Raw genomic sequence first — 11,958 nt, 5'->3', positions numbered from 1 at the left:
CGCTCAGGTGAAGTCCCACGACACCACCGTGCACGTCCCGTCGCCCTTGCCGCCCGCACTGCGATACGCGGCAAGGGCGACGTCGTTGCCGGCGTCGACGCCGACCCACATGCCGTGGCAGCCGCGCTCCCGGGCCGGCGCGGCCAGCCGCTCCACCAGCGCCCGCCCGATGCCCCTGCGCCGGAACGGCTCCGCCACGGCCGGCTCGTACAGGAACATCTCGGTGCCCTTGTCGGGGTGCACGGTCTCGACGCCGCTGACGAAGCCGGCCACGGCCCCGTCGGCGTACGCCGGCAGCAGATGGTGTCCCTCGGCGGTGAGGAAACGCTCCGCCCACTCGGGACGCACCGGATTGTCGAACAGGTGCTCGACAGCGGCGACTTCGGCGGGAGTCGTGGCCCGGCGGATCTCCATGACCTCTGGGACCTCTGGTACCACGCACGGAGTACGCCGCGGCAGGCCCGTACTCCCGCAGAAGGGGCCGTGGTTCAGACCAGGGGCCCCGGCGGATGTCGGCGGTGGCCCGTACCGTGGAGACATGGATCTTCACCGGGCCCCGGAGGGGTGCGCATGAGGCGGGGTGCGTCCCGGTTGCGGGGGCTGCTCAAGGGACCGCGCCGGCTGATGGCCGCCGCGGCCGCCGTCGTGGTGCTCGCCGGCGCCGGCACCTGGACGGCCGCCGCCCTGGGGGAGACGCCCCCGGTGCACCGCACCGACCGGATGATGACCATGGCCGACGGCGTGCGCCTGGACACCTCCTACTTCACCTCCGCCGCCCCCGGCCGCCGCCCCGCCGTCCTGCTCGCCCACGGCTTCGGCGGCAGCAAGGACGACCTGCGGCAGCAGGCCGAGGACCTCGCCCGGGACGGGTACGCGGTGTTGACCTGGTCCGCCCGCGGCTTCGGCAGGTCCACCGGGCGGATCGGCCTCAACGACCCGAAGTTCGAGGTCGCCGACGTCTCCCGGCTCATCGACTGGCTGGCCGGGCAGCCCCAGGTGCGGCTCGACAGGCCCGGCGACCCGCGCGTCGGCATCGCCGGCGGCTCCTACGGCGGCGCGATCTCCCTGCTCGCCGCGGGCTACGACCACCGGGTGGACGCCATCGCCCCGGCCGTCACCTACTGGAACCTCGCGGACGCCCTGTTCCCGGGCGGCGTGTTCAAGAAGCTGTGGACCGGCATCTTCTTCAACACGGGCGGCGGCTGCTCCCGCTTCGAACCGCAGCTGTGCCGGATGTACGACCGGGTCGCCCAGTCCGGCACCCCGGACGCGGCCGCCCGGGCACTGCTGGAGGAGCGCTCGCCGTCCGCCGTCGGCGCCCGCGTCAAGGTGCCCACCCTGCTGCTGCAGGGCCAGACCGACTCGCTGTTCCCCCTGAGCCAGTCCGACGCGGCGGAGCGGACGATCCGCGCCAACGGCGCCCCGGTCGACGTCGACTGGATCGCGGGCGGACACGACGGCGGCGACATGGAGACCAGCCGCGTCCAGGCACGCGTGCGTGCGTGGTTCGACCGGTACCTGAAGGGCGACAAGGGCGCCGACACCGGCCCGGCCTTCCGGATCACCCGCACCGGAGGTGTCAACTCCACCGACGGCACCGCCCAGTTGCGCGGCGCGAGCGCCGACGCCTACCCCGGGCTGGAGGCCCACCGGCGCGCTGTCGCCCTGACCGGCGGCGAACAGCGCATCACCAACCCGGCCGGCGCCAGCCCGCCCGCCGTCTCCGCGCTGCCCGGCCTCGGCGGCTCCGGCGGCCTCACCCAGCTGTCCGCGCTCGGCGTCGGCGTCTCCCTCGACTTCCCCGGCCAGTACGCGCGGTTCGACTCGGCACCGCTGACCCGCGGGCTGCAGATCACCGGCGCCCCGACCGCCCGGATCCACATCACCTCCACCAGCGACGACGCGGTCCTCTTCGGCAAGGTCTACGACGTCGGCCCCGACGGCACCCGGCAGGTGCTGCCCTCCCAGCTGGTCGCCCCGCTCCGGGTGACCGGCGCCAAGGCGGGCAAGGACGTCACGGTGACCCTCCCGGCGATCGACCACGCGGTGCAGAAGGGCCACCGGCTTCGCCTGGTCCTCGCCTCCACCGACCTCGGCTACGCCTCTCCGGCCGCCCCGGCGACCTACACGGTCTCCCTGAAGGGAGACCTCCGCGTGCCGACGGCACCCGCCGTCACCACCGCCGCGGCGCCCGTGTCCGCCTGGGTGTGGTGGCTGCCCCTGGCCGGCGCCGCGGCCGCCCTCGCCCTGCTGCTGACCGGCCGCCGCCGGGCGACCGCCCCGGCCCCCGACCCGGAGCGGGCCGACGTCCCGCTCGTCATCAGGGACCTGAGCAAGCGGTACGCCGGGTCCACCGACCGGTACGCGGTGCGCGAGCTGTCCTTCCGGGTCGACAAGGGCCAGGTGCTCGGCCTGCTCGGCCCCAACGGCGCGGGCAAGACCACCACGTTGCGCATGCTGATGGGCCTGATCACCCCGGACGACGGGGAGATCCGCGTCTTCGGCCACGCGATCCGGCCCGGCGCCCCGGTGCTGTCCCGGGTCGGCGCGTTCGTGGAGGGCGCCGGCTTCCTGCCGCACCTGTCCGGCCGCGCGAACCTGGAGCTGTACTGGCAGGCCACCGGCCGCCCGCCGGAGGACGCCCACCTGGACGAGGCGCTGGAGATCGCCGGCCTCGGCGACGCGCTCGCCCGTGCGGTGCGCACGTACTCCCAGGGCATGCGCCAGCGCCTCGCCATCGCCCAGGCCATGCTCGGCCTGCCCGACCTGCTCATCCTGGACGAGCCCACCAACGGCCTCGACCCGCCCCAGATCCGCGAGATGCGCGAGGTGATGATCCGCTACGCGGCCGGCGGCCGCACGGTGATCGTCTCCAGCCATCTCCTCGCCGAGGTCGAGCAGTCCTGCACGCACCTGGTGGTGATGGACCGCGGCCGGCTCGTGCAGGCCGGACCCGTCCGGGAGATCGTGGGCTTTGGGGACACCCTGCTCGTGGGCACCGCCACCCCCGTGGAGGAGCCGGTGGTGGAGAAGGTGGCCGCACTGGACGCCGTCGCCTCCGCCGCCCGCACCGACGACGGACTGCTCGTCCGCCTCGAACCGGGCGGTACGGCCGAGGAACTGGTCGCGGAGCTGGTCCGGCTGGAGGTGCCCGTCGCCTCGGTCGGCCCGCACCGCCGCCTGGAGGACGCCTTCCTCACCCTGATCGGAGGTTCCGCATGAGCACGCTCACCGAGACCGCCCCCGGCTACCGGACCCGGCGCACCCTGCCGCTGCGGGTCGAGCTGGTCCGTCAGCTCAGGCGGCGCCGCACGATGATCATGGGTGCGATCCTGGGCGCGCTGCCGTTCGTCCTGGTGATCGCCTTCGCCGTCGGCGGCAGCCCGTCCGGGCGCAACGGCCAGGTCACCCTGATGGACACGGCGACCGCGTCGGGGGCCAACTTCGCCGCGCTGAACCTGTTCGTCTCGGCGGGCTTCCTGCTGGTCATCCCGGTGGCACTGTTCTGCGGGGACACGGTGGCCTCGGAGGCGAGCTGGTCCTCCCTGCGGTACCTGCTCGCCGCGCCCGTGCCCCGGGCCCGGCTGCTGTGGTCCAAGCTGACCGTGGCGCTCGCGCTGAGCCTGGCCGCGATGATCCTGCTCCCGGTGGTCGCCCTCGCCGTCGGTACCGCGGCCTACGGCTGGGGACCGCTGCAGATACCGACGGGCGGCGCGCTGGACACGGGGACGGCGGTGCAGCGCCTGGCGGTGACCGTGGCGTACGTCTTCGTGTCCCAACTGGTCACCGCCGGCCTCGCGTTCTGGCTGTCGACCAAGACGGACGCCCCGCTCGGCGCCGTCGGCGGCGCGGTCGGGCTGACCATCGTGGGCAACGTCCTGGACGCCGTCACCGCCCTCGGCCACTGGCGCGACTTCCTGCCCGCCCACTGGCAGTTCGCCTGGGCCGACGCCGTCCAGCCGCACCCCGAGTGGTCCGGCATGATCCAGGGGACCGCGCTGTCCGTCACCTACGCCCTCGTCCTGTTCGCCCTGGCCTTCAGGGGATTCGCCCGCAAGGACATCGTCTCGTAGGGCCCCGGGGAGGCCGCGAGAAGATCCGGCACACCCCATTGACCTTTCCTTACTTACGAGTAAGTTGACCCACCGGTAAGGACCTGCAGCAGCGAGCCGCGACCGGGAGCCGCCATGGGCGTACGCAGGGATCTGAAACGGGCACGGCAGCGGACCGACCTGGCGGCCCGGGCCTCGGTGGAGATCGTCAGGGACGCCGACGGCACCGTGCGGGAGGTGCGCGCGGCGCCCCTCGCGCCGCCGCTGCCCGAGGGCTCGATGGCCGACCTGCCGTTCACCCACGCGGCCGAGACCCCGGGCGCGGTGCTGCTGCGCCGGAGCGAGGGGACGGGCCTGCGCCCGGTGACGGCCGCCGCCTTCGCCGCCGAAGTGGCCGCCGTCGCCAAGGGGCTGATCGCCGCCGGGCTGGAGCCGGGCGGCCGGGTCGCGCTGATGTCCCGCACCCGCTACGAGTGGACGGTCCTGGACTTCGCGATCTGGGCGGCCGGCGGACAGTCCGTGCCGGTGTACCCCACCTCCTCCGCCGAGCAGGTGGAGTGGATCGTCCGGGACTCCGGCGCCCGGTTCGCCGTCACCGAGACCGCCGAGCACACGGCCACCGTCACCACCGCGACCGCCGGGCACCCCCGGCGCCCGCGCCTGTGGCAGCTGGATGCGGGCGCCCTCGACGACCTGACCGCCCTCGGCCGGGACGTGACCGACGGTGAACTGGTCAAGCGGCGCGAGGCGTTGACGCCCGGCACCATCGCCACCGTCTGCTACACCTCCGGGACCACGGGCCGGCCCAAGGGCTGCGTCCTCACCCACGCCAATCTGCACGCCGAGGCGGCCAACACCGTCGAGCTGCTGCACCCGGTCTTCCAGGCCGTCACCGGCCAGACCGCCTCCACCCTGCTGTTCCTGCCGCTCGCCCACATCCTCGGCCGCACCCTCCAGCTCGCCTGCCTCATGGCCCGTATCGAGCTCGGCCACTTCCCGAGCGTCAAGCCCGAGGAACTGCGCCCCGCGCTCAAGCAGTTCCGGCCCACCTTCCTCGTCGGGGTGCCGTACCTCTTCGAGAAGATCCACGACACCGGGCGCGCCACCGCCGAGAAGATCGGCCGGGCCGCCTCCTTCGACCGGGCCGAGCGGGTCGCCGTCCGTTTCGGCGAGGCGTACCTGCGCAGGTTCCTCGGCACCGGCAAGGGCCCGGGGCCCGGCCTGTACGCCGCCTGGGCCCTGTACGACCTGCTGGTCTACCGCCGCATCCGCAAGGAGCTGGGCGGCCGGATGCGGTACGCCATCAGCGGCGGCTCTCCGCTGGACCGCAACCTGAACCTGTTCTTCCAGGCGGCCGGGATCGTCGTCTACGAGGGCTACGGGCTGACCGAGACCACCGCGGCCGCCACCATCGTGCCCCCGCTCGGCCCCCGCCCCGGCACGGTCGGCCTGCCCGTCCCGGGCGTGTCCGTGCGCCTCGCCGACGACGGCGAGGTGCTGATCAGGGGCGGGGTGGTCTTCGGGTCGTACTGGAACAACGAGCGGGCCACCGGCGAGGTGCTGCAAGGCGGCTGGTTCGCCACCGGCGACCTCGGGTCCCTCGACGAGGACGGCTATCTCACCATCACCGGCCGCAAGAAGGACATCCTCGTCACCTCCGGCGGCAAGAACGTCTCGCCGGCCGTCCTGGAGGACCGGCTGCGCAGCCGCCCGCCCGTCGGGCAGTGCCTGGTCGTCGGCGACAACCGGCCGTTCGTCGCCGCGCTGATCACCCTCGACCCGGAGGCGGTCGCGCACTGGCTGGCGGTGCGCAAGCTGCCTGCGGACACCCCGGCGGCCGAGCTGGTCCGCGACGAACGTCTGCGCGCGCAGGTGCAGAAGGCGGTCGACTACGCCAACGAGGCCGTCTCGCGCGCCGAGTCGATCCGCGCCTTCGCTCTGGTGGAGGGGGAGTTCACGGAGGACAACGGGCTGCTCACCCCCTCCCTGAAGGTGAAGCGGCATGCGGTGACGGCCGCCTACGCGGAGCAGATCGAGGCGCTCTACCGCACGTGAGCCCGGTGCCCCACCCGAAGCGGGCGGGGCGCTCACCCGGGTGGACACGCACAGCGGCGGGTCACCGGTGGACCGGTGACCCGCCGCGGCGGAGGGGCTGCTCAGCTGCCGAGTGCGTCCACGCGCGACAGGGCGGTGACGTCGTCCAGGAGGTGCGAGAGCGGCTCGTCGCCCTTGGCCTGGGTGGAGTTCTCGGTGCACTCCTGGGTCTGCGGCGAGGACAGGACCGGGAGGTCCTGCACGCCGACGCTGGCGGGCGTGAGGGCCGACTGGGTGTTGACCTTCGTCGGCAGGCCGACGCAGGGCTTGTTCAGCGAGCCCTGGACCAGCGACAGCTGCGGGCTCATGTCGCCGAGCGTGGCCGAGTTGCCGAAGGAGGACGTGGTGGCGTTGCCGCTGAGCGCGGTGGTGCCCTGATCGTTGCCGATGGCGAGGGCCTGGGGAGCCGCCACACCGGCAAGGCCGGCAACGGAGACTGCGACAGCCGCGGTTGCCCACAGCTTCTTCATGTTCGATTCCCTTTCGAAAAGGCGGACTCCGGGGAGGAGCTGCGTGATCTGCAACAGCCGACCACCCACCGGGGTTGCGGCGTTTGCCTCATTCGGACGAGTGCGGTCAGATGAGTCCATACACGTCCATAAACGCCCCCGTGTGATGTCGGAGTGACGGGTGGGCGGGGAACGGCGACGGGCCACCGAGGGGTTCGGCGGCCCGCAGGGACCCGTCGGGGCCGGTCGGACTCAGCTCCTCGATGCCGTGATGCGCGACAGGGCGGAGACGTTGTCCAGGAGGTGCGAGAGCGGCTCGTCGCCCTTGGCCTGGGTGGAGTTCTCGGTGCACTGCTGGGTCTGCGGCGAGGACAGGACCGGGAGGTCCTGCACGCCGAGGGGAAGCGCACTGGCCACCGACTGCGTGCTGAGCTTCGTGGGCAGCGCGATGCAGGGCTTGTTGAACGAGCCCTGGATGAGCGCCATCTGCGGGCTCATGGTGCCGAACGTGGCCGAGTTGCCGAACGACTGCGAGGCGTCGTTGCCGGCGAAGGACGTCGTGCCGGTGTCGTTGCCGATGGCCAGGGCCGGCGAGGCGGCGGCGGCAGACGCACCGACGACGGAGGCGGCGACCGCGGCAGAAGCCAGAACCTTCTTGATCACTTGCGCATTCCCTTCAGGAGGAACCCCGTCCACCGGAGCGACCTGGTTCAACCGCCCATCGCATCCATGGGTTGCACCGGTTCACTCCGATGGCCCACAAGGGGCGTGGCTTCGCGTTCCGGGCGCCGTTTACCGGAGTTCCACGTAGGTCGCGCTGCCGAACGATGCGATCGAGTGATGTGTCGCAACCAAACCGTGCGGGGCGGGTTGATGCGGGACAGGAACGTGCGTCATGACGAGAAGTCAGGAAAGGAAAGCGAAATGCTGAGGAAGGCAATGGCCACGGCGGCGGTCGTGGCGTCGTTCGTCGGAGTGTCGGCGGCGGCAGCCCCCCAGGCGCTCGCCATCGGCAACGACCAGGGCACCGCGTCGCTCGCCGGCAACGGGGCTCAGGAGGAGTTCGGCAACCAGGTGACCCGCGGCGACCTGAGCCCGCAGGCCACCCTGGCGCAGAGCTCGCTCAACAAGCTCTGCGTCGGCCTGCCGGCCAAGTCGAACGCCCAGTCCCTCGCCGCCGGCGCCCACGGCGGTCTCCAGGGCATCCCGGTGCTGTCCTCGCCGCAGACCCAGCAGTGCACCGAGAACTCCACCCAGGCCAAGGGCGACGAGCCGCTCTCGCACCTCCTGGACAACGTCTCCGCCCTGTCCGGCACGGGCGCGGTGGGCAGCTGACTCTTCATCAAAAACCGCTCGGAGCCGTGCGGGTGTGCCGCGCCGTCACCCGGGCGGTTTTTCGTTGTCACTTTCCGAGTGATGATTCACTGCTTGTCCGCCAATCTGTCAATTCACCGGGGGCGTTCGAGTGAATTGCACCCCGGCGTGCGTTCCAGGGTCTCTCGCGCTGTCTATCCCTCGTTACGACTGCCGGTCATTGCGCGAGCCGTTCAAGCTGTGCTCGCCCGGCTTCGGCCGTCATAGGGGCATGACCGCAGAGAGAGGGAAACTCATGAAGAAGAGCGCTGCTGTTCTCGCCGGCGCCATCCTGGCCCTGGGCGGGGCCGCTCCCGCCTTCGCCGACACGGGTGCCGGTGCCACCACCGCCGACTCCCCGGGCGTCGTCTCCGGCGACGTGATCCAGGCTCCGCTCCACATGCCGCTCAACTTCTGCGGCGCCACGGTGGACGTCGCCGCGCTGATGAACCCGGCGTTGGGCTCGCACTGCGCCAACGGCTGACACACGCACGTAACCGCACCGGCCATCCGCTGCGTTCAGGCCGGCCCCGAACCGTCGATCCGTCGATTTTTCGTTCCGGGGCCGGCCTTCCCACATCTTCGAGCAGGAAGACTACGAGATTGCGACAGACCCTCAGCAAGGGCGTGGTCATGGCCGCCGCCGCCGCGGCGACCGGCGTGCTGACCTTGTGCGGCAGCTCCGCGCTCGCCGAATCCCGGGCGCACGGCACCGCGCAGGACTCATCCGGCGCGGTGTCCGGCAACAGCGTCCAGCTCCCGGTGCAGGTCCCGGTCAACGTCTGCGGTGACTCCGTGGACGTGGCCGGGGCGCTGAACCCGGCGTCCGGCAACTCCTGTGGCAACGTCGACCGTTCGCAGGACGACCCGCAGGGCAGCTCCGGTGACAACGGCGACGACTCCGGCTACGGCGACTCCCAGGACGACAGCACCTCATCGTCGTACGGCGATGACGAGATGACGCCTCCCGGCGGGAGCGAGAGCACCGAGCCCCCGTACGGCGCCGACGAGGCGACAGCACCACCCACCGACGGGCCGGGGGAGTCCGCCGACGGCGAGTACGGCTCCCAGCCCAGCGAGAGCGAGAGCACGGCGCCTTCGTACGGTGAGGAAACGTCACCTCCGTACGGGAGCGAGAGCACGGCGCCCTCTTACGGCAGTGAGAGCACGGCGCCCTCTTACGGCAGTGAGAGCACGGCGCCCTCGTACGGCAGTGAGAGCACGGCGCCCTCGTACGGCAGTGAGAGCACGGCGCCCTCGTACGGCAGTGAGAACACTGCGCCTTCATACGGCAAGGAGACGTCTTCTCCGTACGGGAGTGAGAGCACGGCGCCCTCGTACGGCAGTGAGAGCACCGGACCTTCGTACGGGAGTGAGAGCACCGCGCCCTCGTACGGTGAGGAAACGTCACCTCCGTACGGGCACGAGAGCACTCCGCCTTCGTACGGGCACGAGAGCACTCCGCCTTCGTACGGGCACGAGAGCCCGCCGCCTACGTACGGCGACGAGGAGAGGCCACCTTGGCACGGGCACGAGGGCAGACCGCCCTCGTACGGTGACGAGGACACCCCGCATCACAGTGGCCACCACCACCACTCGCGGCCCAGCCTTCCACACACCGGCAGCAGCGGCCCGGCCATGATCGCGGCCTCGGCCGTCAGCGCCGTGCTGATCGCGGCCGGTGCGCTCCTGTACCGCCGCGGCCGGGTGGCCTCGCGTCGGTAGCGCGCCGGGTGCCGGACCGAGCGCCCGGCACCCCACCGCCGTAAGCCCGTCCCACCGTCGTGCCGCGCCCCGGTGTCGTACCGGGGCCGGTGCCGCGGCGGGGCGGGCGGCACGGACGATTGTTCGGCCGTGCGGAGGGCCGGGCCACCTGGACGACGCAACCGCACTGGCGGAATCCGTACCGATATGACTGCCTGTCAATAAGCAGGAGAAAGGGCCGGGAACACAGCCGAACCCGAGAGAGGAGCTGGCATGGCTCCACAGCAGCGACGGGACCGGTCCCGGCGGCGGTCCTTGATCGCGGCTTCGGTGGCCGCCTCGGCCGCCCTGGCGGCCGGTCCCGGACTGGCATCGGGAGTGGTGCGGTTCACCGATCCACCGGCACCCGCCCCCACTCCGGCCTCCACGCCCTCGGTCACCCCGCACCCCACCGCCGCCACGCCCGGTGTACCGCCCTTCGGGGCCTTCCTCGACTCCGGTCCGCTCGGGATCGTGCGCATGGCCCAGCTCAGCCGCTGGCTCGGCGGGGCCGAGGTGAAGGTCGCCCACACCTATCTGCCCGGCGGCACCTGGCGGGACATCGAGGGCCCGCCCGGCTTCCTCGACCTGTGGGCGCGGTGGCGGCGCGGCAAGGCCGACCGGATGCTCGTTCTCAACGTGCCGATGCAGGAGCGCAACGAGGACGGCGTCCCGGACGCCGAGGTGCGCTCGCTGCTGCGGCAGGGCGCGGCCGGCGCGTTCGACCGCCACTTCCGCGCCCTGGCCGAGCGGCTGGTGGAGCTGAAGGTCCCGGACACGGTGATCGTGCTGGGCTGGGAGATGAACGGCACCACGTACACCCACCGCTGCGGCCCGGACCCCGAGTCCTGGAAGACGTACTGGAACCGGATCGTCACGACCATGCGCTCGGTGCCGGGGCAGCGGTTCCGGTTCGACTTCGCGCCGAGCCGCGGCCGGGACGCCGTGCCCTGGACGGCGTGCTACCCCGGGGACGGCACGGTCGACATCATCGGCATGGACTCGTACGACCAGCCGACGGGGGAGTCCTTCGACGAACAGGTGAGGGAGCCCTACGGCCTCCAGCAGCAGGTGGACTTCGCGAAGTCCCACGGCAAGCCCATCTCCTATCCGGAGTGGGGACTCTTCCGCAACGGTGACGACCCCGAGTACGTGCGGCGCATGCTCGCCTGGATCGACGAGCACAGACCGCTGTACAACACGCTGACCGACTACTGCCCGCACGGCGTGTGGCAGTGCCCGGACAACCCCAGGTCGACGCAGGTGTACCGGACCGCGCTGTCCGGCCACCCGGCAACCGCACCGACCCCGGAGCCGACGCCGACACCCACGCCGACGCCGTCACCCACGCCGACACCCACTCCGACGCCCCCGACCGACTGCCGGCCGATGGACCTCGGCGACTGGATCGACCACTGGCTCGGAAGGTTCTGCGGCGCCGTCGACCGGCCGCGTCCCTAGTCCCGGCAGCGCCGGCCCCGCTCCCGCCACCGGCGCAGCACCTCCTTGCCCCGCTGCCGGGCGGCCGCCTCGGCGAGCGCGGCCGCCAGCAGGGGGGCGGTGCGCCGTCGGGCCAGCAACAGCCGCCGGTTGGCCATCGGTTCGGGACGCCAGTGGCGCTTGTACGGCTCGTCGCCGCGCAACAGGCTCAGCGTGCCGCGCTCGGTGCCGCGCAGGTGCTCGGTGCAGGCGTCGAGGAGCAGCACGGCCACGTCCGCCTTGCGCTCGCGCAGCCGCGGATGGGCGCCGTACAGATAGCCGCCGGCCAGGCCGGGCGACAGCAGGGTGAGGTCGACGGCGACCACCTCGCCGTCCAGGCGGAACTCGGTGACCACCGCGTTCCCGGAGCGCACCATCGGGCCGACCGCCCCTAGCAGGTGCGCGCGGAACCGGGGACGCAGATGCTCGCCGGTCACCTTCCGCCCCTGCCACTGCAACCGGTGCAGCTCCAGCAGCCGGCCGAGCGCCGCGTCCACCTCCGCGGGCCCGACCGCCCGTCGCTCGACGCCCAGCGCGGTCAGCTTGCGCAGCTTGGCCCGCACCCGCTGGGCCTGGTGCGACGGCAGCCGCGCCACCAGCCCGTCCATGGGCGCGGCGGGCAGCTCCAGGCACAGCGAGTCGCGGAGCAGGTGACGCGGCCCGCGCCAGCGGTCGTACACCCGCTCCACCGCGCCGCCCGGCCGCACCTCGCGGAAGTCGATCAGCGCCGTGCGCGCCAGGCCCGCCAGCGCCTCCGCGTACGCCGTCATGTCCGTCATGACGACCAG

General features: G+C 72.4%; 11 protein-coding genes. 7 read left to right on the top strand and 4 right to left on the bottom strand.

Annotated elements, in window-relative coordinates; translation table 11 throughout:
- Nucleotides 1-3: 3 nt before the first annotated feature.
- A complete protein-coding gene (locus tag ACLU3S_RS18935) occupies nt 4-414 on the bottom strand; it encodes an N-acetyltransferase family protein (RefSeq protein ID WP_413953075.1) in 411 nt (136 codons plus the stop codon).
- Between the two features lie 156 nt (nt 415-570).
- On the opposite strand from ACLU3S_RS18935, the gene ACLU3S_RS18930 reads away from it, so the two are divergent.
- The 3 genes from ACLU3S_RS18930 (at nt 571) to ACLU3S_RS18920 (ending at nt 6,107) form a co-directional block, all read left to right on the top strand.
- Nucleotides 571-3,222 carry a CocE/NonD family hydrolase gene (locus ACLU3S_RS18930; protein WP_413953074.1) on the top strand — a complete coding sequence of 884 codons (2,652 nt, stop codon included), beginning with the start codon at nt 571-573 and terminating at the stop codon, nt 3,220-3,222.
- Entirely contained in the window at nt 3,219-4,073 is an 855-nt protein-coding gene (locus ACLU3S_RS18925) for an ABC transporter permease (RefSeq protein ID WP_413953073.1), read from the top strand. The genes ACLU3S_RS18930 and ACLU3S_RS18925 overlap by 4 nt, the downstream gene beginning before the upstream one ends.
- A gap of 114 nt (nt 4,074-4,187) precedes the next feature.
- On the top strand, nt 4,188-6,107 hold the full coding sequence (locus ACLU3S_RS18920) for an AMP-dependent synthetase/ligase (RefSeq protein ID WP_413953072.1): 1,920 nt from the start codon (nt 4,188-4,190) through the stop codon (nt 6,105-6,107).
- A gap of 101 nt (nt 6,108-6,208) precedes the next feature.
- Here ACLU3S_RS18920 and ACLU3S_RS18915 read toward each other — a convergent pair whose 3' ends face one another.
- Entirely contained in the window at nt 6,209-6,616 is a 408-nt protein-coding gene (locus ACLU3S_RS18915; RefSeq protein WP_413953071.1) for a rodlin, read from the bottom strand.
- A gap of 231 nt (nt 6,617-6,847) precedes the next feature.
- A complete protein-coding gene (locus ACLU3S_RS18910; protein ID WP_413953070.1) occupies nt 6,848-7,258 on the bottom strand; it encodes a rodlin in 411 nt (136 codons plus the stop codon).
- Nucleotides 7,259-7,519: 261 nt separating this feature from the next.
- Between ACLU3S_RS18910 and ACLU3S_RS18905 the strand changes: the two genes are divergently transcribed.
- The 4 genes from ACLU3S_RS18905 (at nt 7,520) to ACLU3S_RS18890 (ending at nt 11,152) form a co-directional block, all read left to right on the top strand.
- On the top strand, nt 7,520-7,930 hold the full coding sequence (locus ACLU3S_RS18905; protein WP_413953069.1) for a rodlin: 411 nt from the start codon (nt 7,520-7,522) through the stop codon (nt 7,928-7,930).
- A 250-nt stretch (nt 7,931-8,180) separates the two neighbouring features.
- A complete protein-coding gene (locus tag ACLU3S_RS18900; RefSeq protein WP_413953068.1) occupies nt 8,181-8,432 on the top strand; it encodes a chaplin in 252 nt (83 codons plus the stop codon).
- A 119-nt stretch (nt 8,433-8,551) separates the two neighbouring features.
- The gene (locus ACLU3S_RS18895) at nt 8,552-9,673 is read left to right on the top strand and encodes a chaplin family protein (RefSeq protein ID WP_413953067.1); all 1,122 of its coding nucleotides are present in this window, start codon (nt 8,552-8,554) and stop codon (nt 9,671-9,673) included.
- 252 nt (nt 9,674-9,925) lie between these two features.
- The gene (locus ACLU3S_RS18890) at nt 9,926-11,152 is read left to right on the top strand and encodes a glycoside hydrolase family 26 protein (protein ID WP_413953066.1); all 1,227 of its coding nucleotides are present in this window, start codon (nt 9,926-9,928) and stop codon (nt 11,150-11,152) included.
- Here the strand turns inward: ACLU3S_RS18890 and ACLU3S_RS18885 are convergent.
- The coding region (locus ACLU3S_RS18885) for a GNAT family N-acetyltransferase (protein ID WP_413953065.1) at nt 11,149-11,958 on the bottom strand (810 nt) is incomplete at its 5' end. The genes ACLU3S_RS18890 and ACLU3S_RS18885 overlap by 4 nt on opposite strands.

Source organism: Streptomyces sp. AF1A (assembly GCF_047340315.1).
Lineage (GTDB): Bacteria > Actinomycetota > Actinomycetes > Streptomycetales > Streptomycetaceae > Streptomyces.
Note: the sequence above shows the minus strand (reverse complement) of the source record. Positions and strands in the feature narration are given on the sequence as shown.

What these genes read in the sequence shown, in the direction of transcription:
- ACLU3S_RS18925 (WP_413953073.1), top strand. Translation starts at nt 3,219, where the DNA reads ATGAGCACGCTCACCGAGACCGCCCCCGGCTACCGGACCCGGCGCACC.
- ACLU3S_RS18900 (WP_413953068.1), top strand. Translation starts at nt 8,181, where the DNA reads ATGACCGCAGAGAGAGGGAAACTCATGAAGAAGAGCGCTGCTGTTCTC.
- ACLU3S_RS18935 (WP_413953075.1), bottom strand. Translation starts at nt 414, where the DNA reads ATGGAGATCCGCCGGGCCACGACTCCCGCCGAAGTCGCCGCTGTCGAG.
- ACLU3S_RS18920 (WP_413953072.1), top strand. Translation starts at nt 4,188, where the DNA reads ATGGGCGTACGCAGGGATCTGAAACGGGCACGGCAGCGGACCGACCTG.
- ACLU3S_RS18930 (WP_413953074.1), top strand. Translation starts at nt 571, where the DNA reads ATGAGGCGGGGTGCGTCCCGGTTGCGGGGGCTGCTCAAGGGACCGCGC.
- ACLU3S_RS18905 (WP_413953069.1), top strand. Translation starts at nt 7,520, where the DNA reads ATGCTGAGGAAGGCAATGGCCACGGCGGCGGTCGTGGCGTCGTTCGTC.
- ACLU3S_RS18915 (WP_413953071.1), bottom strand. Translation starts at nt 6,616, where the DNA reads ATGAAGAAGCTGTGGGCAACCGCGGCTGTCGCAGTCTCCGTTGCCGGC.
- ACLU3S_RS18890 (WP_413953066.1), top strand. Translation starts at nt 9,926, where the DNA reads ATGGCTCCACAGCAGCGACGGGACCGGTCCCGGCGGCGGTCCTTGATC.